Annotated in this window: 19 protein-coding genes and 2 pseudogenes; 14 read left to right on the top strand and 7 right to left on the bottom strand. The window is 67.3% G+C overall.

The features are described from left to right. Positions 1 to 12: 12 nt before the first annotated feature. A complete protein-coding gene (locus EPN51_RS12275; protein WP_293042616.1) occupies positions 13 to 1,398 on the top strand; it encodes an HNH endonuclease signature motif containing protein in 1,386 nt (461 codons plus the stop codon). Then, entirely contained in the window at positions 1,398 to 1,631 is a 234-nt protein-coding gene (locus tag EPN51_RS12270; RefSeq protein WP_293042613.1) for a hypothetical protein, read from the top strand. The genes EPN51_RS12275 and EPN51_RS12270 overlap by 1 nt, the downstream gene beginning before the upstream one ends. Here EPN51_RS12270 and EPN51_RS12265 read toward each other — a convergent pair. Beyond that, complete coding sequence (locus EPN51_RS12265; RefSeq protein ID WP_293042610.1) at positions 1,628 to 2,500, bottom strand: SDR family NAD(P)-dependent oxidoreductase; 873 nt, start codon at positions 2,498 to 2,500, stop codon at positions 1,628 to 1,630. The genes EPN51_RS12270 and EPN51_RS12265 overlap by 4 nt on opposite strands. Next, positions 2,497 to 3,099 (bottom strand): TetR/AcrR family transcriptional regulator, encoded by a 603-nt coding sequence (locus tag EPN51_RS12260; protein ID WP_293042607.1) that lies wholly within the window; start codon positions 3,097 to 3,099, stop codon positions 2,497 to 2,499. The genes EPN51_RS12265 and EPN51_RS12260 overlap by 4 nt, the downstream gene beginning before the upstream one ends. A 60-nt stretch (positions 3,100 to 3,159) precedes the next feature. Here EPN51_RS12260 and EPN51_RS12255 point away from each other — a divergent pair, with 60 nt between their 5' ends. From EPN51_RS12255 to EPN51_RS12240, 4 genes are all read left to right on the top strand, one after another. Next, on the top strand, positions 3,160 to 4,296 hold the full coding sequence (locus EPN51_RS12255) for a phosphotransferase family protein (protein ID WP_293042604.1): 1,137 nt from the start codon (positions 3,160 to 3,162) through the stop codon (positions 4,294 to 4,296). Further along, the gene (locus tag EPN51_RS12250; protein WP_293042601.1) at positions 4,296 to 5,411 is read left to right on the top strand and encodes a hypothetical protein; all 1,116 of its coding nucleotides are present in this window, start codon (positions 4,296 to 4,298) and stop codon (positions 5,409 to 5,411) included. Before EPN51_RS12255 ends, EPN51_RS12250 begins: the two co-directional genes overlap by 1 nt. Before the next feature lie 223 nt (positions 5,412 to 5,634). Beyond that, positions 5,635 to 6,747: an IS30 family transposase gene (locus EPN51_RS12245; protein WP_293042598.1), complete on the top strand. Its 1,113-nt coding sequence runs from the start codon at positions 5,635 to 5,637 to the stop codon at positions 6,745 to 6,747. Between the two features lie 90 nt (positions 6,748 to 6,837). Continuing rightward, positions 6,838 to 8,184, top strand: a complete 1,347-nt coding sequence (locus EPN51_RS12240) for a flavin monoamine oxidase family protein (protein ID WP_293042594.1) — start codon at positions 6,838 to 6,840, stop codon at positions 8,182 to 8,184. Here the strand turns inward: EPN51_RS12240 and EPN51_RS12235 are convergent. Further along, positions 8,179 to 9,144, bottom strand: coding sequence for an alpha/beta hydrolase (locus EPN51_RS12235; RefSeq protein ID WP_293042591.1), 966 nt, complete (start codon positions 9,142 to 9,144; stop codon positions 8,179 to 8,181). The two genes, EPN51_RS12240 and EPN51_RS12235, sit on opposite strands and share 6 nt — an antisense overlap. A 119-nt stretch (positions 9,145 to 9,263) precedes the next feature. Here EPN51_RS12235 and EPN51_RS12230 point away from each other — a divergent pair, with 119 nt between their 5' ends. Continuing rightward, a complete protein-coding gene (locus tag EPN51_RS12230) occupies positions 9,264 to 10,652 on the top strand; it encodes an NAD(P)/FAD-dependent oxidoreductase (RefSeq protein ID WP_293042588.1) in 1,389 nt (462 codons plus the stop codon). 11 nt (positions 10,653 to 10,663) lie between these two features. Here the strand turns inward: EPN51_RS12230 and EPN51_RS12225 are convergent, their stop codons facing one another. The 3 genes and pseudogenes from EPN51_RS12225 to EPN51_RS12215 all read right to left on the bottom strand — a co-directional run bounded on the left by EPN51_RS12225 (position 10,664) and on the right by EPN51_RS12215 (position 13,636). Further along, entirely contained in the window at positions 10,664 to 11,755 is a 1,092-nt protein-coding gene (locus EPN51_RS12225; RefSeq protein ID WP_293042586.1) for a helix-turn-helix transcriptional regulator, read from the bottom strand. A 42-nt stretch (positions 11,756 to 11,797) separates the two neighbouring features. Continuing rightward, positions 11,798 to 12,976: a glycosyltransferase gene (locus EPN51_RS12220; protein ID WP_293042583.1), complete on the bottom strand. Its 1,179-nt coding sequence runs from the start codon at positions 12,974 to 12,976 to the stop codon at positions 11,798 to 11,800. A gap of 177 nt (positions 12,977 to 13,153) precedes the next feature. Then, positions 13,154 to 13,636 (bottom strand): annotated as a pseudogene (locus EPN51_RS12215) (STAS domain-containing protein). Between the two features lie 296 nt (positions 13,637 to 13,932). On the opposite strand from EPN51_RS12215, the gene EPN51_RS12210 reads away from it, so the two are divergent. Beyond that, the gene (locus EPN51_RS12210; RefSeq protein WP_293042581.1) at positions 13,933 to 16,032 is read left to right on the top strand and encodes a catalase; all 2,100 of its coding nucleotides are present in this window, start codon (positions 13,933 to 13,935) and stop codon (positions 16,030 to 16,032) included. Positions 16,033 to 16,104: 72 nt separating this feature from the next. Beyond that, positions 16,105 to 16,362, top strand: coding sequence for a Rho termination factor N-terminal domain-containing protein (locus tag EPN51_RS12205; RefSeq protein WP_293042578.1), 258 nt, complete (start codon positions 16,105 to 16,107; stop codon positions 16,360 to 16,362). On the opposite strand, the pseudogene EPN51_RS12200 reads toward EPN51_RS12205, so the two are convergent. Then, positions 16,356 to 16,773, bottom strand: a pseudogene (locus EPN51_RS12200) (hypothetical protein). The gene EPN51_RS12205 and the pseudogene EPN51_RS12200 sit on opposite strands and share 7 nt — an antisense overlap. A 215-nt stretch (positions 16,774 to 16,988) precedes the next feature. On the opposite strand from EPN51_RS12200, the gene EPN51_RS12195 reads away from it, so the two are divergent. From EPN51_RS12195 to EPN51_RS12175, 5 genes are all read left to right on the top strand, one after another. Continuing rightward, the gene (locus tag EPN51_RS12195) at positions 16,989 to 17,939 is read left to right on the top strand and encodes an acyl-CoA dehydrogenase family protein (RefSeq protein WP_293042576.1); all 951 of its coding nucleotides are present in this window, start codon (positions 16,989 to 16,991) and stop codon (positions 17,937 to 17,939) included. After that, on the top strand, positions 17,936 to 18,709 hold the full coding sequence (locus tag EPN51_RS12190; protein ID WP_293042574.1) for a PIG-L family deacetylase: 774 nt from the start codon (positions 17,936 to 17,938) through the stop codon (positions 18,707 to 18,709). Before EPN51_RS12195 ends, EPN51_RS12190 begins: the two co-directional genes overlap by 4 nt. Positions 18,710 to 18,779: 70 nt before the next feature. After that, positions 18,780 to 19,544 carry an endonuclease/exonuclease/phosphatase family protein gene (locus tag EPN51_RS12185; RefSeq protein ID WP_293042572.1) on the top strand — a complete coding sequence of 255 codons (765 nt, stop codon included), beginning with the start codon at positions 18,780 to 18,782 and terminating at the stop codon, positions 19,542 to 19,544. A 585-nt stretch (positions 19,545 to 20,129) separates the two neighbouring features. Further along, positions 20,130 to 20,900 carry an NmrA family protein gene (locus EPN51_RS12180; RefSeq protein WP_293042727.1) on the top strand — a complete coding sequence of 257 codons (771 nt, stop codon included), beginning with the start codon at positions 20,130 to 20,132 and terminating at the stop codon, positions 20,898 to 20,900. After that, positions 20,897 to 21,295, top strand: coding sequence for a heme-binding protein (locus EPN51_RS12175; RefSeq protein ID WP_293042569.1), 399 nt, complete (start codon positions 20,897 to 20,899; stop codon positions 21,293 to 21,295). The genes EPN51_RS12180 and EPN51_RS12175 overlap by 4 nt, the downstream gene beginning before the upstream one ends. Positions 21,296 to 21,463: the final 168 nt, after the last annotated feature.

Genomic DNA, 21,463 nt, shown 5'->3' with positions numbered 1-21,463 from the left:
ACCGTGGGCGGCGTGGGTCCCCTGATGAACGCGGCGCAGGCGCAGGCGCGGATCGGCGCCGCGCTCGATGTGATCGACTCGGCACACAACGCGCTGCGTCAGACCTCGACGGATGTAGTCGGCAACGCCTTCCGGGTCGAGGTCGCCGAACGGCTGGAGACCCAGCACCGCACCAACCGGGGGCTGATGTACCGAATCTTCGGCGAAATCGCCGACCCGCCGGACGGCCCCGGGGTGCTGCCGTCGGTGCGCGGCGTGCTGTGGGCGCGGCTTCGTATCACGCCCCAAGAGATCACCCGCCGCTTCAAACTCGCGGTCCGGATCCGGCCGCGACGCTCCCTGACCGGCCCACCGCTAGAGCCCGAGCTCCCCGCGTTGGCGGCGGCGGTGTCAGCGGGCACGGTCGGCGAGGACCACATCCGCGCCGTTTGTGCAGCGGTGGATACGTTGCCCTCCCGCGTCTCCCCCGGCGATGCGGCAGAGGCCGAGCGCAAGCTGGTGCAGCATGCGGCCAAACTGGACGCCGCCGTCGTCACCAAACTGGGCCGGCGGATCGCCGACTATCTCAATCCCGATGGCCTTTTCACCGACGAGGACCGTGCCCGCCGTCGCAGTCTGCATCTCGGCCCGCAAGGTCCCGACGGTATGTCCCGGCTATCCGGACTGCTGGATCCCGAGGCCCGCGCCTACTTCGAAGCCGTCGAAGCGGCCGTACGGCCCGGGCGCCATCAGCCCGAGGGCGCGGATTGCGATCGCGACGCGCGCGATGCGCGCACACCGGCCCAGCGCTGCCATGACGCCCTCAAGCTCGGCCTCGAATCCGCCATCGGCTCCGGCGGTCTCGGCGTCCACCGCGGCCATCCCGTCACGGTGATCGCCACCACCACGCTGGCCGAACTCGACCGGGCCGCGCACGCCGCGGTCGACTCGTCGATTCCGATGCCCGCGCCGGCGCTGACCGGTGGTGGTTCCCGGCTACCCATGCCGGATCTGCTTCGTATGGCGGCCAAGGCAGTTCACTATTTGGCCGTGTTCGACGAACACACCGGCCGGCCGTTGTATCTGGGCCGCCAAAAACGTATCGCGACCGCAGATCAGCGGATCATCTGCTATGCGCGCGATCGCGGATGTACCCGCCCCAATTGTCTCGAACCCGGGTATCACTGCGAAGTTCACCATGCGCCCGACTGGATAGCCGGCGGCGGGACCGACGCGGACAAGCTGTTTTTCGCCTGCGGGCCCGACCACCGCGCGGTGAGCCGCGGCGAATGGCGAACTGCGGTCGCCGGCAATGGGCGACTCGGCTGGACCGACGGCACCGGACCGCCGGGCATCAATCACGCACACCATCCCGACGAGCTTCTCCGCGGTGATCCAGATCCGCCCGAAGGCAGTTAATGTCGCGCAAGTTTTGGCGTCAACCGTTTCGGTGCCCGCTCCACGCGCTGGCCGAGCGTTACGCCCGCGCCACGCTGCTCGCCGGTATCGACGCCGCGCCCCACATGGCAGAGATCGCGCAGTCCGTCGCACGCGCCGATCGCCTGCTGCTGCATGCGGGATTTCAGTCCCTGCAACGGCATCGACTGCACGCCGTGATCATCAACGCCGTGACCGCGGCCGCTCCCGCCTAGTCCAGCGCGAACGGCCGGAAACTGCCATCGAGGACCTGCAGGTGACCGATGGTGCGACCGGTGACCTTGGCGGGATCGACCAGGGCCAATTCCACTGCTGCCCGGGCGAATTCGTCCGCCGAGGCGGTGTCGTCGAAGTTGCGGGCATAGTAGGAGAGCCCGGGTGTGAGGATCGGCCTGGACGGCGAGAGCGCGTTCACCGCGATGTTGTGGTCGGTGAGATCGAATGCCGCGCATTGGGTCAGGTGCTCGAGCGCGGCCTTGGATCCGCCGTATCCGGGCAGCACCCCGCCGCTGCGGTCGGCGTACGGGCCGTCACCGGGCAGCCGCGACGCGACCGAGGTGATGTTGATGATCGAGCCACCACCCGCCTCGATCATGTCGGGGCACACCATCTGCATCAGCTCGTACGCCGCAAAGACCGCAATGTCGAAATGCCGGCGATACGCGCGCAAGGGCGTACTGACGAACCCCGGCCAGCCAGGCTTGGCGGCGCCACTCGGTGGTTTGGCAGACTTGGTGCGCACTTCGGCGCCGGGCACCGGTGGTCGGCCGGGCGCGGTGAAGGCCGCATTGTTGACCAGGATTGCTATGGGGCCCAACGCATCTCGCGCCGACTCCACCAACCGGGCGATCTCGTCGCGGTCGGTCAGATCGGCCCGGACCGCGACCGCAAGCCCGCCCGCCGCCTCGATGTCGGCGACCGTCTCACCGATGGTTCCCGGCAACCGGTCATCCCAGACCTCTTCGGTTCGCCCGCCGACCGCGACCGCGGCCCCCTCGGCCGCCAGCGCCAACGCGATCGCCCGGCCCAGGCCGCGGCTGGCGCCGGTGACGATCGCGGCGCGCCCCGCAAGCCGGCCCGTCATCGCCGCACCCCGTGCACGACGATGGCCGTGGTCCGTTCCACCCACGCCTCGTCGAGTTCTTCTTCCGGACGCAGCAGCATCCGCAGCATCGTCGCTCCGCCGATCAACTCGATCAAGCGGTCCGGATCCACATCGGGGTGGGCCTCACCGCGGTCAACCGCCTCGCGCAGCCGCACCCGCACCGCGATGAACAGGTCCGCGAATCGCGACATCACCCGCGCGTTGAGCGCGGGATCGGCCGTCATGTCGGCCACCAGGCCGGGCAGCGCGGCGCGCACCACCGGGGTGGTGAACACGTCGCGGGTGGCCTCGATCATCATCCGCATGTCGGCGGCGATGTCCCCGGCGGGCGCCTCCAGCGCGGTCGGGGCCACCGGGAAGGCCGCCTCGTGCACCAGTTCGGCCTTGCTCGACCACCGCCGGTACAGCGCCGATTTCGTGGTGCCGGCACGCTCGGCGACCGCGGCCAGACTGATGTTTGAATAGCCCGTTTGGACAAGCAGTTCCGCGGTCGCCGATAAGATGGCCGAGTCGATACGCGGATCGCGCGGGCGGCCGGCGCCGGGGGCCTTGTCAAGGCCGGACAGGTCTGCTTTCATAACGCTACCTACCGTATCGTAATTGCCGCGAAAAAGTCTCAAAGAATGGAGGCACCGCCCGTGGCCACAGAACCGGCAGTCGATAATGTCGACCGGCTGCAGCGCTCCAGCCGCGACGTCACCGCCGTGCCGACGGTGATGTCGCGCTGGCTTTCTACCGTACTGCCGGAGGGCGCCAAACCCGAAGTGACCGTGGAAAGCGGCGTGGATTCGACGGGCATGTCGTCGGAAACCATCATCTTGACCACCCGCTGGCAGCAGGACGGGCAGCCGACGGAGCAGAAGCTGGTGGCGCGGGTGGCGCCCACCGCCGAGGACGTGCAGGTCTTCCCGGTCTACCGGCTCGACCACCAATTCGACGTCATCCGCAAGGTCGGCGAACTGACCGACGTGCCGGTCCCCCGGGTGCGCTGGCTGGAAAACACCGGGGATGTCCTCGGCACCCCGTTCTTCGTGATGGACTACGTCGACGGTGAGGTGCCGCCCGACGTCATGCCCTACACGTTCGGCGGTAACTGGTTCGCCGACGCGCCCACCGAGCGGCAACGCGAGCTCCAAGACGCCACCGTCGGTGTACTGGCGCGGTTGCATTCGATTCCGGACGCGCAGAACACATTTGGCTTCCTCACCGAGGGGCAAACCGGGGATACCGGGCTGCGCAAGCACTTCAACTGGGTGCGGTCCTGGTATGACTTCGCGGTGCCCGACATCGGGCGATCGCCACTGCTGGAACGCACCTTCGACTGGCTGGAAGCCAACTGGCCGACCGAAACGGCCGCTGCCGAACCGGTGCTGCTGTGGGGCGACGCGCGGGTCGGCAACGTGTTGTATCGCGACTTCCAGCCGGTGGCGGTGCTGGACTGGGAGATGGTGACACTGGGACCGCGCGAGCTCGATGTGGGGTGGATGATCTTCGCGCACATGGTCTTTCAAGAACTTGCCGGCCTGGCGACGCTGCCGGGGTTGCCGGAGGTGATGCGCGAGGACGATGTGCGCGCCACCTATGCGCGCCTGACCGGCGTCGAGATCGGCGACCTGCACTGGTTTTACGTGTACTCGGGCGTGATGTGGGCATGCGTGTTCATGCGCACCGGCGCGCGTCGGGTGCACTTCGGCGAAACCGAAAGACCCGACGATGTCGAATCGCTGTTCTACCACGCCGGATTGATGCGAAGCCTTATCGGAGAGGACCAGTAATGCTCGGACCGCTCGACGAATTCCCGGTACATCAGATCCCCCAGCCGATCGCCTGGCCGGGCTCCTCGGACCGCAACTTCTACGACCGCTCCTACTTCAACGCCCACGACCGCACCGGGAACATCTTCGTGATCAGCGGCATCGGCTACTACCCGAACCTCGGGGTCAAGGACGCGTTCCTGCTGGTGCGGCGCGGGGATACGCAGACCGCCGTACATGTTTCGGACGCCATCGACTCCGACCGGCTCAATCAGCACGTCAACGGTTACCGGATCGAGGTCGTCGAGCCGCTGCACAAGCTGCGGCTGGTCCTCGACGAAACCGAAGGTATCGCAGCCGATCTCACCTGGGAAGGGCTGTTCGACGTCGTCCAGGAACAGCCGCACATCCTGCGTTCGGGGAACCGGGTCACGCTGGACGCCCAGCGTTTCGCGCAGCTCGGCAGCTGGAGCGGGCACATCGTCATCGACGGCGAGCAAATCGACGTCGATGCCGACACCTGGCTGGGCAGCCGTGACCGGTCCTGGGGCATCCGTCCGATCGGCGAGGCCGAGCCCGCGGGCCGGCCCGCCGACCCGCCCTTCGAGGGCATGTGGTGGCTCTACGTGCCGATGGCGTTCGACGAGTTCGCGATCGTGCTGATCATCCAGGAGGAGCCCAACGGGTTCCGCTCGCTCAACGACTGCACCCGGATCTGGCGCGACGGCCGCGTCGAGCAGCTGGGCTGGCCGCGGGCGAAGATCCACTACCGCTCCGGCACCCGCATCCCGACCGGCGCGACGATCGAGGCCACCGCCCCCGACGGCACCGCAATCCACTTCGACGTGGAGTCCAAGCTGCCGGTCCCCATCCACGTCGGCGGTGGCTACGGCGGCGACTCCGACTGGATACACGGCATGTGGAAGGGCGAGAAATTCGCCGAACGGCTGACCTACGACATGACCGACCCGGCGATCATCGCGCGCGCCGGCTTCGGCGTGATCGACCATGTGGGCCGGGCGGTGTGCCGCGACGGCAACAAGGCCGCGGTGGAGGGCTGGGGCCTCTACGAGCACGGCGCGCTCGGCCGGCATGACCCCTCGGGATTCAAGGACTGGTTAACGGTCGCACCGTAACCAGACCCCGAACGTCGACTTATTCGGAGATTTCCGGCCTTGAGTTCAGGGGGTGGTTGCAACACTTCGCTAGTTGGGAGTGTTGATGCGCCCTTTGCCGTTGGCGTGTGTCGTTCGTGAGTTTTGGGATTGTGTCGGGGCAGGGTTGACGCCGGAGGATGCCGGTCTGGCTGTCGGCGTGTCGTCGGGCACTGGCAGGAATTAGTTTGCTCATGTTGGCGGGGTGAAACCACGTTTTCCCGTCGAAGGGCCACGACGCCGGCCGCGGCTGAACTTTGAGGAGCGCGAGGAAATCTCGTTGGGCGTCGCGGCCCAGGAATCGGTGCGTGATATCGCCCGTCGGCTCGGGCGGGCGCCCTCGACGATCTCGCGGGAGATCAAAAACAACAGCAGTGCCGGACGGGGCCGCTACCGGGCGCAGTACAGATTTGGCGCGCATTGGCGGGGCGGCCCGCTGCGACGACCGCGATACACACCCACGGCTGCACAGGCCCGCAACCAACGTCGGGCCCGACGCCCGAAACTAGGCAAGCTGGCCGGTAACCAACGGTTACGCGTCGAGGTGCAAACTCGGTTGGACGAGCAGCACAGCCCCGAGCAGATCGCGGCGCGGCTGCGCGCGGAATTCCCCGACTATCCGGAGATGTGGGTGTCTCACGAGACGATTTATCAGTCGGTCTACGTGCAAGGACGTGGTCAGCTGCGTCGCGAGTTGCATCGTTGTCTGCGTACCGGGCGTGCATTGCGCAGACCACAACGTCGGGTAGCCGAACGCCGCGGACGTATCCCGGGCATGATCAACATCAGCGAGCGCCCAGCCGAGGTCGAAGACCGCGCGGTGCCCGGGCATTGGGAAGGCGACCTGATTGTCGGCGCTGAATCAAAATCAGCGATCGGGACCCTGGTGGAGCGCACGACCCGCTTCGTGATGCTGCTGCATCTTCCACATGACCACGGCGCGGTGGCGGTCCAAGACGCCGTTGTGGCCAAGATGGCCCAGCTGCCTTCGGCGCTGCGCCGCTCGTTGACCTGGGACCAGGGCCATGAGATGGCTAATCACCTCGCCATCGCCGCGGCTGCCGACCTCGACATCTACTTCTGCGACCCTCACTCACCCTGGCAGCGCGGCAGCAACGAAAACACCAACGGCCTACTGCGCCAATACTTTGCCAAAGGAACCGACCTGTCAGTATTTCCCGCCGACTACCTCGACTTCGTCGCCGCCAAACTCAACACTCGACCCCGCAAGACACTGGGCTGGAAGACACCCGCTGAAGCCCTCGAAGCCCTACTCTCGAAACCGTCCAAACCACCCGGTGTTGCATCCACCGCCTGAATCCGCCGGCCCATTTCGCGCAACAAGTCGATGTTCGCGGGCTTCACAGTTTTGCCCTGCGAACCGCGGAAATGCTGTTCACTAGAGCGCGTGCCAGATCCGCCGCGAATCGTCGACGTTGTCGTGGTCGGAGCGGGCTTCGCCGGGCTTGCCGCCGCGCGCGAACTGACCCGACAGGGCCATGACGTGGTGGTCTTCGAGGGCCGCGACCGGGTCGGCGGACGGTCCCTGACCGGCAGCGTCGCCGGATTGCCGGCTGATCTGGGCGGCACTTTCGTCGGGCCGACCCAAGACGCCGTGTTGGCGATGGCGGCCGAACTCCACGTCGCCACCACCGCGACGCACCACGACGGCAAAAACCTGATCCACTGGCGCGGCTGGACGCACGCCTATCGCGGCACCATTCCCAAACTTTCCCTGACCGGCCTGCTGGACATCGGCCGGCTGCGCTGGCAGTTCGACAGGATCGCCCGCGGCGTCCCGCTGGCGGCCCCGTGGGATGCCCGCCGGGCGCGCGAACTCGACGGCCTGTCGCTCGGCGGCTGGCTGCGCTCGGTGCGTGCGACCGCCTCGTCGCATGACCTGCTGGCGATCGTGGCGCGGGTGACCTGGGGGTGCGAACCCGACGACGTGTCGATGCTGCACGCCGCCCGCTACACGCACGCGGCCGGCGGCCTGGACCGGCTGCTCGACGTCGAGGACGGCGCCCAACAGGACCGTTTTCCCGGCGGCACGCAACAGATCGCCGAGGCCGCGGCCGCCGAACTGGGCACGCGGGTGGTGCTGGGCGCGCCGGTGCGGCGCATCGAGCGCCACGGGGCGGGCGTCACCGTCACGACCGACATCGGCGAAACCGAGGCCGGCTTCGTCATCGTCGCGATCCCGCCGGCCCACCGCGCCTCGATCGAGTTCACTCCCCCGCTGCCCGCCGAGTACGAGCAACTCGCCCGGCATTGGCCGCAGGGCCGGCTCAGTAAGGCGTATGCGGCCTATGCCACGCCGTTCTGGCGGGCCAACGGATTCTCCGGGCAGGCGCTGTCCGACGAGCGGCCCGTGTTCATCACCTTCGACGTCAGCCCGCACCCGGACGGTCCGGGCATCCTGATGGGTTTCGTCGATGCCCGCGCGTTCGACTCGCTGCCCGGCGATCAGCGTCGCCGCGACGTCTTACGTTGCTTTGCAACACTTTTCGGTGATGACGCCCTCAAACCCCTCGACTATGTCGACCATCGTTGGGGCGCGGAGGAATTCGCGCCCGGCGGCCCGACCGCAGCGGTGCCACCGGGGTCATGGACACGGTTCGGGCGGTGGTTGCGCGAGCCGGTGGGGCCGATTCACTGGGCCGGCACCGAAACCGCCGACGAGTGGACCGGGTTTCTCGACGGGGCGATCAGGTCCGGCCAGCGCGCGGCCGCCGAGATCACCGCGCTGCTATGAGCTGATCCGGCTGGCCGCCAAGTTGTGGGTCGCCGCTTCGGCCAGCGCGCGCAGTTGGCGGTTCACTTCGCGGGGGTGCTCCAGCATCGAGCAGTGCCCCCCGGGCAGCTCCACCAGCCCAATCAGATTGGGCGCGTCACGTGCGATCCTGCGGGACTGGCTGATCGGTGTCAGCCGGTCGCGTTCGCTGCCGATGACGAGGGTCGGCACCGTCAACCCGCCCAGGTCGAGATACCGAGACCCCACCGCCTCGACCAGCGCCCTGGCACATCCGGCCCGTCCCAGCGGCGACGTCTTTTCGAAGAGCTCATAGACGAGCCGGGCGATGTTCGGGTCGGCGTCGCGTCCAGTGGCCAGCATCGCGACCACGTGGCGGCTCGGGACGCGGGCCGCACCAGGGACGGGAAACCCACCGAACGCACTGATCAATGCCCGCCCGGCCAGCACTCGAGCCGGCCCCAAGGCGCGCGGCATCGCGAGCAATTGCACGTTCCGGATCAGGTCACCGCTCGTGGTGTTGATCAGCGCGACGGCGTCGGCGCGCCGGGGAACCTTGTGGCGGTAGCGTTCCGACCACGCGGCGATGGTGATGCCGCCCATCGAGTGGCCGGCCACCACCGCCCGCTCATGTGGCGCCAGCATCGCATCCAGCACCGAATCCAGGTCGGACGCAAGGTGTTTGAGGCTGTAACCCTTGGCCCGCGGCACGCCGCTGCGGCCATGCCCGCGATGATCAAAGGCGATCACCCGGTAGTCGCCGGCCAGGTCGGCGATCTGGTGTGCCCATGCGCGGATCGCGCAGGTGATGCCGTGCGTCAAGACGATCGGGTAACCGTCGGGCGGCCCGAACACCTCCGCGTGCAGCCGGGTGCCGTCGGCCGCGCGTACCGCCACGGTCTCACTCGGTGGCAGCTGTTCGGGGACCGGGTCAATTGCGCGTACCGCTCGTCGAGCACTCATTCGCCGCTCCCCCCTCGAACACGGCCCCGTCGCCGCAGCTAAGGATGAGGCGATCATATCCCGACTTTGGGTTGGGTTTTGGGAAATCCGGCAAACGATTCTTATGAGACGCTTGACCCGTGTCCTGGTTGTCGCGTCGGGCGTTCCTCGCGGCCACGACGGGCGTGGCCGGCGCCGGGCTGGCGGCCGCGTGCGCGCCGAAGCACCCGCCGGCCGCCGCCGGCCGCACACCGGACAAATCGCCGCCCGCGGACACCACGTCGGTCCTCGTCGTCGGCGCCGGGCTGGCGGGACTGTCCGCCGCGCGCAGCCTTGCCGACGCGGGGCGGCCGGTGCGCGTCCTCGAGGCCCGCGACCGCATCGGCGGCAGGGTGTGCACCGACCGCACCTGGGGCGCGCCGCTGGAGCTGGGTGCGTCGTGGATCCATGGCGCGACGGACAATCCGCTGACCGAACTGGCGCGGCGGGCGGGGGCCCGGCTGGTCGCCACCGACTATTCCGGGTGGGCCGAACTAGTGACCGATCCCGCACTACGGCCGGCGGATTACAGCAGCGCCACCTGGCGCACGTTTGTGGAACGGGCTCGCAGCCGGGGCGACGCGGGCAGCCTGGGCGCCGCCGTCGAGGCCACCGCCACCGCCGCGAAGCTTTCCGCATCCGATCGAGCCCAACTGGCTTTCTACCTCACCACCGAGGTCGAGGACGAGTACGGCGCCGATGCGGATCAGCTGTCGGCCGGCACCTTTGACAAGGGTACCTACGCCGGCGGTGACCAGGACGTCATCACCGACGGCTATGACGCCCTGCCGAAGTTGCTCGCCGACGGGCTTGCGATCGAGCTCAACACACCGGTCACCGCCATCGTGCAACGCGACGACGCTGTCGTCGTGCGGACCAAGGACAGGTTGTTCCAGGGACCCGCCGCGATCGTCACGGTTCCCCTCGGCGTACTGAAATCCGGTGCGATCACGTTTGATCCACCGCTCCCCGACGGGCATGCCCGGGCGATCGACGCGCTGGGCTTCGGCGTCCTGTCCAAGAGCTTCTTCCGCTTCGATCGACGAAACTGGAAGGCGGACAACGCCTTCTACCAATACCTCGGACCCGAGAACGGGCTGTGGTCGCAATGGTTCACCTTGGGAAGCGACGCGGGCCCGATCGCGGTCGCGCTCAACGGCGGCACCCGCGGCCGATTCGTGGAGTCGCGCCGGCCAGAGGATCTGTTAGCCAGCGCGCTGCCGATCGCCCGCCGGCTCTTCGGTGACAACATCTCGCTGACCGACGTCCGGACATCGAGCTGGAGCGTCGATCCGTATGCACTCGGCGCCTATTCGTTTCACCCGCCCGGCTCGGGGCCCGACGACCGGCGCCGGCTACAGCAGCCGATCAGCGACCGGCTCTACCTGGCGGGCGAGGCTGTCGGCGTGGACAATCCGGCCACGGCGACCGGCGCGGTACTCAGTGGCCGCTATGCGGCAAACCACCTCTTGCACCGCCTGAGCGGTTGACCACGCCGCTGTCACGCCGGGGTATGTTGGCGCAGCGTGTTGTGGGGGCTTTGGCCGTAGGTCCGCCGGTACAGCACGGCGAACCGCCCGGTGTGCGCGAATCCCCACCGCTGGGCGATTTCGGTGACGGTCGAGGTACCTGTTGTCGCCGCGATCAGCTCTTGATGAGCGCAGCGGAGCCGGACACGACGCATGTACTCGGTCGGAGTGGTGTCGAGCTCGCGGCGGAACAGATACTGGACCGACCGGGGCGTCAGATGCACCGCGGCTGCGACATCGTTGATGCCGATGTCCTCGGTGGTGTGACGGTGAATGAAAGACAGTGCCTCCTCGAGCGTTTCGGGCAGCGCGAGGTTGCCGGCCGGATCCTGCTCGGTCAGGTTGGACGGGTAGCATTCGAGCAATGCGCCGGCCAGCAGGTTGGCCATGCCCGCGGCGATCATCGGTTGCCGGGCGGTGTCGGCAGAGGCCAACGTCATCAGCACATAGTCAAACGCTCGATGCCAGGCCCGCACGGCGGCGCGCGAGCGTGGACGCCACTTCAGGAACTGGGTCTGTTGCGACAACGCCATTTGCCACTCGGCGGCGACCGTGTGCAGCACATCCGCCGCGAGGACAACCACATCGAAACGCGCGCCGTTGCAGCGCAGTACACGGGACATGCCGTGCGCGACGAGAATCGGGAAGTCCGCCGTCGCCGGGGGGCCGCCGGCAATGCTCAGCGATCCCGCGCGGGGCTGTATCACGACAATCGCGTCGGCCGCGGGAATCTCGAGCGTCAATCGCCCCTGGATCGCCACCTCGTCCACCGTCATCGATCCGGTGTTCCTGCGCCGATGTGACACCGCACAGTGGCCGCTGAACTCAGAGATCCGCCAGCCAGGCCGATAAGCGCCGGCGAAAAGCCGGCGCGCCGCTTTTGCGTCGCTGCCACGAAATTCCTTGCATTCCACCGCGACTGGGTGGAGCTCTTGCTCGGACTCACTTCCGGGCACTGGACGGGCGGGACAGCATTCGGTCCGAGTCGCCTCGGCCGGTTCGCCGGCAGAACTGATGAGCACCCCGGAGGGCTTTCTGTCGGTCACGCTCGTCGCGGTGGTCATGGCCGGCTCAGATGACAGACCGTGGGCACCCTCGTCATTGCATCACCGTGCCGCCATCGATGACAGAGCTGTCAGTGCCCGGTCTTGCGCCCCCAGGCGTTGGTAAACATTCAGCGCGTCGAGCGCAATCCGCTGCCATGCGAAGCGTGACTGTGCACGGCTGCGACCGGCCGCGCCCATGCTTTCGCACTGAAAACTCTGGGCGAGAAGCCTTCTCAAAGCGGCCGCCAGGCCGGCGGGATCTTCCGGCGGCAGCACGATGCCGGTGATGTCGTCGAGTACGACGTCGGCCAGGGCGCCGACGGTCGCGGCGACCACCACCACACCGCTGGCCATGGCCTGTAACACGGTCGAGGGACGCGGCGGTCGGCGAGGTGTGCACACCATGACGTCGGCGGACCGGATCCATATCGGCAACTCATTGCCGGCGATCGTACCCGCGAAACGGACTCGGTCGGCGACCCCGAATTCCTTGGCGAGATAATGCAGCTGGGCTCGCGCATCGTCGTGCACGGTGTTGGTCGCGTCGCTTTCGGCGATGACCAACTCGGCGCCGGGGACCCGGTACAGCGCGCTGATCGCGATATCGAAACCGTTATGCTGCAGTGGATTCGATGCCACACACAGAATGCGTTGAAACCCGTTATGGGCGATTTCCGGACCGGTCGGGGTGTAGCGCTCGGAGTCCACGCCGCACGTCAAGGCGGACACTCGCGCCCGGCTGCGGCGGAATCGGGCCAGCAGGTCGACCTCGGCGCTGCTCTCCCCCGTCGCCCAGGTCGCGCTCCGCGCCAGCAGCCGCTCGATGCGCTCGCGTTCGCACTGATGCGGTGGGGCCACGGCGTGGGTGCGCGATGTCGCGGCCAGGCCCAAGAACGTCTGCACGACCGGGACACGCCGATGTTGTACGGCCAGTTGTGAGGCCAAGCCGCCCAGCCATCCGTACGCATGCACGATGTCGGGCCGTTCCTTCGACCAGGCGCGCTCGAGTTTTGCCGCCCAGTCCCCGACATAGGGCAACACGTCGACGGCGGAGGCCGCCGAACGCGGGCCGGCGGCAACCGACACGCGGCGAAAGCCGCCGACGGCTGCCTTGGCGCGTCGTCGACCGCCTTGCCGCAGGCAGACCGTCGCGTCATGCCCCTGGGCGCTCAGCGCGCCACCCAGCTGCTCGGGATCCTCCCCGACGACGTCATCGCCGCTGACAATTGCGATCTTCAACCGCGGTTCCCTCCGCACGCGTCATCCATCCGCCCCAACATCACGTGGCATACCACTTGGGGGCGTCCGCGAAACGAACAAGATCACCGCTTCGTTTGGTGGCTGGAATTTCGTCCGCTGGACGCGGTTGAGCTGGTTAAACGCGCTTGCGCGGTACGCCACCGCCCCGGCGAGGCGTCAGAGCTGGTTTTCCCGACCGACCAATGTCCATACGGTTTTGCCCGAACACGTCGGCGCCGCACCCCACGCCCGGGTCACCGCGGCGACGATGGCCAGTCCGGAGACCATGTCGGCACCGCGATCGGCATCTTCGCGCCGGCCGGGCTCCCGGGTGGAATGTATCGGCACATATCGGGTGACACCGGCCGTGGCGATCGCGCGACGCACCGCTAGTTGTCCACACACCAGCAGTATCGGGACGTCCGGCTACACGCTGACATGCCACCGAGCGCTTTTGAACACCGTCCGGGCCGAAACGGATGAAGCGTGCAAACGGTCGATATCGACGATCACCGCACGCCGCTCGTCGATCGACGCCGTGATCACGGCGTCGCGGACGGCGAGATAGGTAGCACTATCGAGCGCACCCCTTATCGTCAGGATGGGTACGTCCTGACGGGTTTCCATCTCGATCCGGATAGCCGGAGGATGGACATTCATCGGACTTCACTCCCAGGCGGGTCGGTGCTCGAGAACCGGTAGCTGATTACGGGGAATGGGCCGGGTCCGGCTCTATCGGCCATGCCCGGGGCCACCCGGTTCGTGCCGTCTTCGTTGGCCACCGCAATCACCACTTCCGGCTAACCCCATCGATGGTAGGCACCCCTCGAAGCGATGGACAGGGCCGCATTCGCGCGGTGGACAGGGCCGCGTTCGCGCGGTTTCACTCCGGTTCGGCGGTGGTACTCCACACCGCTGAGCGGCCCATCACAGCAAATCAGTCAGAGAGGCAGGCCATGGCCGACCAGAATCCGAAGCAGCGCGACCTGGAGTCCGCGCGGTTCCGTCGGGACACCGGATACCTGACGACTCAGCAGGGCGTGCGCGTCGAGGCCACCGACGATTCGCTGACCGTCGGTGAGCGGGGACCGACGCTGCTGGAGGACTTTCACGCCCGCGAGAAGATCACCCATTTCGACCACGAGCGCATCCCGGAGCGCGTGGTTCACGCGCGCGGCGCCGGCGCCTATGGCTACTTCGAACCGTACGACGACTCGTTGGCGCAATACACCGCCGCGAAATTCTTGACGACACCGGGCCTTCAGACCCCGGTGTTCGTGCGGTTCTCCACGGTGGCCGGGTCGCGGGGTTCGGCCGACACGGTGCGCGACGTGCGTGGATTTGCAACGAAATTCTATACCGGACAAGGCAATTACGACCTGGTGGGCAATAACTTCCCGGTGTTCTTCATCCAGGACGGCATCAAATTCCCCGATTTCGTGCACGCGGTGAAACCCGAGCCGCACAACGAGATTCCACAGGCGCAGTCGGCCCACGACACCCTGTGGGACTTCGTGTCGCTGCAACCCGAGACGCTGCACACCATCATGTGGCTGATGTCGGATCGGGCGTTGCCGCGCAGCTACCGCATGATGCAGGGCTTCGGCGTACACACGTTCCGACTGGTAAACGACCGCGGTGAGGGAACTTTCGTGAAATTCCACTGGAAGCCGCGGCTCGGCGTGCACTCGCTGATCTGGGACGAATGTCAGAAGATCGCCGGCAAAGACCCCGATTACAACCGCCGCGACCTGTGGGAGGCCATCGAGTCGGGCCAGTACCCCCAGTGGGAGCTCGGCGTCCAGCTGGTGGCCGAAAAGGACGAGTTCAAGTTCGATTTCGATCTTCTCGACGCGACGAAAATCATTCCGGAGGAACAGGTTCCGGTTCGTCCGGTGGGAAAGATGGTGTTGAACCGCAACCCGGACAACTTCTTCGCCGAGACCGAGCAGGTCGCGTTCCACACCGCAAACGTGGTGCCGGGCATCGACTTCACAAACGACCCGCTGCTGCAGTTCCGCAACTTCTCCTACCTGGACACCCAGCTGATCCGGCTGGGCGGCCCCAACTTCGCCCAGCTGCCGATCAACCGTCCGGTGGCCGAGGTCAGAACCAACCAGCACGACGGCTACGGACAGCATGCGATACCGCAGGGCCGGTCCAGCTACTACAAGAACAGCATCGGCGGCGGCTGTCCGGCGCTGGCCGACGAGAACGTATTCCGGCACTACACCCAGCGGCTGGACGGCCAGACGATGCGTAGGCGGGCCGAGTCCTTCGAGAATCACCACAGTCAGGCGCGGATGTTCTGGACGAGCATGACGCGCGTGGAAGCCGAACACATCGTCGCCGCGTTCGCCTTCGAGCTCGGCAAGGTGGAAGTGCCCGAGATCCGTTCGGCGGTGGTGGCACAACTCGCACGGGTCGACGGCGAGCTGGCCGCGCAGGTGGCCGCGAAGCTGGGACTTCCCGCGCCGCCCGAGGAGCAGGTCGACACGGTGCCCGCCTCGCCGGCGCTGTCGCAAGTCACCGACGCGGGCGACACCATCGAATCGCGCAAGGTCGCCGTGCTGGCCGCCGATGGCGTCGATGTGGTGGGCACACAGCGCTTTATCGAACTGATGGGACAGCGCGGCGCCGTGGTCGAGGTGTTGGCCCCGGTGGCCGGCGGCACCTTGGCGGGCGGATCCGGCGGCGAGCTCCCCGTCGACCGATCCTTCACGACGATGGCGTCGGTGCTCTACGACGCGGTCGTGGTGGCGTGCGGGCCGGGCTCCATCGCGACGCTTTCCGACGACGGTTATGCGGTGCACTTCGTGACCGAGGCCTACAAGCATCTCAAGCCCATCGGCGCCTATGGCGCCGGCGTCGATCTGCTGCGCACCGCCGGTATCACCAGCCGTCTCGCCGAGGACACCGACGTGCTCAACGATCAATCCGTCATCACCACCAAAGCCGCCGCCGACGAGTTGCCGGATCGCTTCGTCGAGGAGTTTGCCGGCGCTCTGGCCCAACACCGTTGCTGGCAGCGGCGCACCGACCCCGTGCCGGCCTAGGGAAGGTGGTTTCCGTTCGGCCGGGGCGGGCATAACTGAAAAGGCGTCTCATCGTGGACAGGAGGATGGATCATGCCGCGTTCGTCGATCAAGAACGAAAAGCTGTATCAGGATCTGCGCAAGAAGGGCGACTCCAAGGAGAAGGCCGCGCGGATTTCGAATGCGGCCGCCGCCCGGGGCAAGTCTTCGGTGGGCCGCAAGGGCGGCAAGTCCGGGTCCTATCAGGACTGGACCGTTCCCGAGCTGAAGAAGCGGGCCAAAGAGCTTGGCATATCAGGCTATTCGAGCCTGACGAAAGACAAGCTGGTGGCCAAGCTACGTAATCACTGACGCGTCAGGCCAAGCCGGTCGGCTAGCACCAGGAAGGCGACCGCGTAGTCGTTTTCGGCGGTGTCCGGCATGGTCCAACGTGTCGGCATCGACGGGTACGCCGTTGATCCGGTGCAGGACGTCGACGAGCGTATCGCCGGTGCGCGCCTTGAACAGCCAATCCTCCGGGGGCCGTTCGATGACGAACCCGGCATTGGTGAGGGTGGCCACCGCGGTCTCCACGTCGGCTTCGGCCACCGCGAGGTCCACATCATGGCTGGGTTCCGGTGCACCGTAGGCCCATAACGCGTAGCTACCGGCCAGCGCGAAGCGCGGCCCATGTTCCTTGAGCGCCGAGGCGGCGCCCCTCAGCGCCTCTCGCAAACGCGAGTCGCAGCTGGTTGCGTCGGCATGTGCGTCGAGGCGTGCCATGGTGCATAGGTCATACCCCGCCGGCGGCACGGGCAACCCGCCGGTTGACGATCGTAAGACCGTTTAACTTGTGGCCAACGGGGGAAATCGTCCGTTATGTCAAGCGCGGTACCACGCTCATATGGCGCTGCGGCCGTCGTGATTCCGGCCCGGGCCCCCTACGGATTCGCCCACCGCTTCAGGCCATCGGGGAGATCCGCGGCGGGGGGTCCGGCGTGACGGCGGGGCTGGTTGAACACTGGCTCGAGTCCGGACGACTCGAGTTACCCCTTCCGGCGTCGGGACGCACCACCGAACGCTGGCAGCGGCTGGCGCGGCTGGCCGAGGACAACATCGTTGCGGCCAGGATCGCCGAGTCGCACGTCGACGCGGTCGCGATACTTCACGAGTTGGGCGGTAAGCCTCCCGACCCGGGTCAGCTGTGGGGTGTGTGGGCGGCCGAAGCCCCGGACGCGACGCTGCGTGCCACCGGCGCCGACGGCGCGTTCACCCTGAACGGGACGAAGGTGTGGTGCTCGGGCGCCGGGTTCTGCACCCACGCGCTGGTCACCGCTCGACTCGACGGGACGCCAGGCCTGTTCGCGGTGACGGTGACCGACCCCGCTGTCAAGGCGTTGCCCAGCACCTGGTGGAACGCGGGGATGGCCGGCAGCGACACCAGGCCGGTCCAGTTCAACAACGCCCAGGCCGTCGCCGTGGGCGACCCCGGAGACTACCTGAATCGGCCGGGGTTCTGGCACGGCGCAATCGGTGTCGCCGCGTGTTGGCTCGGCGGTGCACGCAGGGTCGCCGACCCGCTATATCGTTGCGCCGCAAGCAAATCAGCCGACGCGTATTCGCTGGCGCACTTGGGTGCGGTGGATGCCGCGCTGGCCGCCAGCGACGCGATGCTGGCCGAAGCGGCGATCCAGGTCGACGCCGATCCGTTCGACCGATTCGGTACCGCGCAACTGCTGGCCCGCCGGGTCCGTACGGTCGTGGAACACGCTGTCGACGAAGCAATTACGCGCAGCGGGCGCGCCCTGGGCCCCGGCCCGCTCTGCCAGGACGGACGGCACGCTCAACGGGTCGCCGATCTGAGCATCTACATCCGGCAGAGTCATGCGGAACGAGACCTGGCCGAGCTCGGGCGGCTGGCGGGCAAGCAGGCGATGAGGGCGCCGTGATCACCGTGCCGGCAGGCAACTGCGCAAGGTTTGCGGCCAAGCCGCTGACCCGCGGCGGTACCCCGGTGCCGTTGTGGCTGGCCGCTTTCGAGGAAAGGCCCCTGCCGGCACTGGATCTGACCGAGTGTCGACGGCTGATCGTCGTCGCCCCGCATCCCGACGACGAGACCCTGGGCTTGGGTGCGATGACCACGCAACTGACCGCGATGGGGGTTGACGTCCGGGTGGTCTCGGTCAGCGATGGGGGCGCCGCTCAACCCGGCGTGTCGGCTTCGGACCGACTTCGGATGGAAACCATCCGCAGATACGAATTGGGCAGGGCGGTCAGCCTTTTGAATATCCCCAGTCCGACCTCGCTGGGTTTTCCCGACGGTGAGCTGACAGATCACGAGGACGCGCTGGCCGAAACGCTGGCGGAGATCCTCGAGGGTGACGGTCCGGAGACCTGGTGTGCGGCGACGTGGCGGGGTGACGGGGACCCCGATCACGAAGCCGTGGGACGTGCGGCCTCGGCCGCGTGTGCCCGCACCGGCGCGACGCTGCTCGAATACCCGGTGCTGATGTGGCATTGGGCGCATCTCGCCGATCCGGCGGTGCCGTGGGGCCGGGCCTATTCGGTGCCCTCACCCAGCTGGGCAATGGGTCGCAAACGCCGCGCGGCGCAATGCTATCGAAGCCAGCTCGAGCCCGCCGGCGGGGAACCCTCACCAATATTGCCCAGGTTCGTGCTTCAGCGCATCCTCGCGGTGGGCGAGCTGGTATTTCGGTGACCCGCGCACCGACCCGCCGCGGGAATGCCGCGGTGCGTGCGCGAGCGGGAAAGTGGGTAGGCGAAAGCCTATGCGCGTGGCGACATTCAACATCCTGCACGGCCGCACGGTCGGAGATGGCGTCGACGTTCGGCGCCTGCGCGACTGCGTACGCCGCCTCGATCCGGACGTGCTCAGCTTGCAGGAGGTCGACTGTGATCAACCACGCTCCGAGCGGGCCGACCTGACCGCTGCGGCGGCCGAAGCCATGGGCGCGGTCGAGCACCGGTTCGTGGCGGCGATTTCCGGAACCCCGGGGGCGACCTGGATGGCCGCCACCGGCCGCGAACAGCCCGGGACCGCCGCTTACGGAATTGCCCTGCTGTCGCGATACCCGGTGGCCAGATGGCAGGTCTTGCGACTACCCCGCATCCCGATGCGGTTTCCGATGTACCTGCCCGGCCCCAACCGGGTGATGGTCGTCGATGAGGAGGCGCGCGCCGCGGTCATTGCGCAGCTGCACACCCCGATGGGCGGGCTGACGGTGGCCAACACGCACCTGTCCTTCGTTCCGGGCTGGAACCGGCGCCAGCTGCGCCGAGTGGTTCATGACCTGCGCGGCTTCCCCGGGCCGCGGCTGTTGACCGGCGACTTGAACATGACGCCGCAAACCGTTGGTCGCTGGTCGGGCATGCGCGCATTGGCTCTCGCGGAAACCTTTCCCGCCGATAATCCCAACCGCCAGCTCGACCACATCTTGACCGACGATCCCGGATTGCGCGGCGATGCGGTCGAGGCCAGCCGCATGCCGATTTCCGATCACCGCCCGCTGGTGGTGGACCTGCAGCGGGTGTGAGTCCGCGGGTTTAGCGCCGGTGGCCAGGTCACCCTGATGATCTCCACCCGACGTCGATGCTGTCGGCCGGGTGATGCTGGGGTACAACACGTTTCCCGGCGATGGTCATGACTTCCTCGCCGGCCGGCCGGCGCGCGGGACGGGCGGCCGGCACGCAGAAACGCGACAACTCTGGACACGCGAGCTCCAAAGCCCGTGCTCCACTTGGCTATTCCACCGCACGCCACGCACCGGCGGGCGGGTCATGCCAGGGACAGCCGGGCGCGGCGGTTTGAACACTGCGCGCGAAAAGGGGCCCGGCCCAACAATTGGACCGGACCCCCTAACGAAACGGCTTACTGATCTTTCTTTTGGCGCTCTTCGGCGGCGTCCGCGCCGGCTCGTGCCGACTCAGCTTCGGCTTCCTAGGGCGTTCCCGCCGCAGCCCGCACCAAACGCCCCGCCTCGCGTTGCGCCTGGACAGCGCCGGAAATGTGCGGGTGATCACGTGAATGGCTTTGCCGCCCAAGCTCACATATCAGACCGCCGGTCAAGCGGTTTGAACGGGGATTTACCGGGTAGTACTAGCCGGCGGCTCGAAGGGGGCTGAGCGCGGTGACCACGATCGCCGTGATAGGGGCGACCGGTACGGCCGGATCCCGCGTTGTTGCCCGACTGAGATCGCGTGACGTCGCGGTGGTGGAGATCTCACGCGAACACGGGATCGATCTATTCAGCGGGCGAGACCTCTCCGAGGCGCTCACGGGGATCGACGTCGCAATCGACGTATCCTATCCGGTGCCGCCCGAGCTCTCCGACATCAGCCGGACTCTGGCCATCGCTTCCCGCAACGTCGTGTGCGCGTGTGCCACACGAGAAGTGCAGCGTCTGGTGGTGCCGACGATTGCGGGCATCGAAAACCCGGAATTCGACGGCATCCCCTACTACGAAGCCAAACGGGAGGCGAAGAACATCCTGCTCGACGGCCCGGTACCGACCACGGTGGTGAAGTCAACTCAGTGGTATGAATGCACCGCCCATTGCGAAGCCGTGCGCTGTGAAGGTGAGCAGGTGATCGTCGAGGACTGGCTGATTCAGCCCATCGCCGCCGACACCGTCGCCGACGTACTCGTCGAAGCGGCCCTGGGGCAGTCGCGCACCCCGCGCACCATCACCGGGCCACACCCCATCCGGTTACCCGAACTGACCTCGAAGTTGCTTGCCCAGCAAGGTGATAGCCGGCGGGTGCGCGCCGTACCACCCGCGGTCGCCGCACTCGCCAACGGAGCGCTGTTGGGCTCCGCTACTTTGGATTTCGAGGATCGGGAGCCTCTGTCGAGAAAACCATTTCGTTTCGAAGGACAACAAACATCATGAAAATCAGCAGTATTGTCGCGCGCCGGCGAGTGGCCGGCATCAGCGCCGGCTGCCTGCTCGGGGGAATGGCCATGGGCGTCATCGGTGCGCCGTCGGCGGCCGCAGCACCCGACTGCAGCCCGGCCGGTGTGAACTCCACCGTCTCCTCGGTGCAGGGGTCCGCCCAGGACTATCTGGCGGCACACCCGGGGGCCAACCAGGCGGTGATGGCCGCCTACGGTCAGCCGCGGCCCGAGGCCGCAGCCAGCCTGCGCGGCTACTTCACCGGCCATCCGCAGGAGTACCACGACCTGCGCGGCATCCTGGCGCCGATCGGCGACACCGAACGGCAGTGCGGCGTCACGGGCCTGCCGCCGTACCTGGAGTCGGCCTACCACGAGTTCATGGCCGGCTGATCCTGCCACAGAGGCGACCCGCCACGATCCCGTTTCGGGCCGTGGCGGGTCGTTTCGTCGTTTCGATGCCGGCCTCGTTTCGATGTCCACCTCGTTTGATCGCGCCGTGTGAACGGCTTTCCCGGCGGGTACTTTCTGGCCAATATTTGTGCAGTCGGCAAACGGAAC

It is taken from the genome of Mycobacterium sp. (genome assembly GCF_004298145.1).
Taxonomy (GTDB): Bacteria; Actinomycetota; Actinomycetes; order Mycobacteriales; family Mycobacteriaceae; genus Mycobacterium.
Note: the sequence above shows the minus strand (reverse complement) of the source record. Positions and strands in the feature narration are given on the sequence as shown.

Excerpts from the sequence above, each read along its gene's own strand:
- EPN51_RS12235 (WP_293042591.1), bottom strand. The coding sequence starts at position 9,144 with ATGAGTGCTCGACGAGCGGTACGCGCAATTGACCCGGTCCCCGAACAG.
- EPN51_RS12260 (WP_293042607.1), bottom strand. The coding sequence starts at position 3,099 with ATGAAAGCAGACCTGTCCGGCCTTGACAAGGCCCCCGGCGCCGGCCGC.
- EPN51_RS12225 (WP_293042586.1), bottom strand. The coding sequence starts at position 11,755 with ATGACCACCGCGACGAGCGTGACCGACAGAAAGCCCTCCGGGGTGCTC.
- EPN51_RS12270 (WP_293042613.1), top strand. The coding sequence starts at position 1,398 with ATGTCGCGCAAGTTTTGGCGTCAACCGTTTCGGTGCCCGCTCCACGCG.
- EPN51_RS12250 (WP_293042601.1), top strand. The coding sequence starts at position 4,296 with ATGCTCGGACCGCTCGACGAATTCCCGGTACATCAGATCCCCCAGCCG.
- EPN51_RS12205 (WP_293042578.1), top strand. The coding sequence starts at position 16,105 with ATGCCGCGTTCGTCGATCAAGAACGAAAAGCTGTATCAGGATCTGCGC.
- EPN51_RS12185 (WP_293042572.1), top strand. The coding sequence starts at position 18,780 with ATGCGCGTGGCGACATTCAACATCCTGCACGGCCGCACGGTCGGAGAT.
- EPN51_RS12265 (WP_293042610.1), bottom strand. The coding sequence starts at position 2,500 with ATGACGGGCCGGCTTGCGGGGCGCGCCGCGATCGTCACCGGCGCCAGC.
- EPN51_RS12210 (WP_293042581.1), top strand. The coding sequence starts at position 13,933 with ATGGCCGACCAGAATCCGAAGCAGCGCGACCTGGAGTCCGCGCGGTTC.
- EPN51_RS12175 (WP_293042569.1), top strand. The coding sequence starts at position 20,897 with ATGAAAATCAGCAGTATTGTCGCGCGCCGGCGAGTGGCCGGCATCAGC.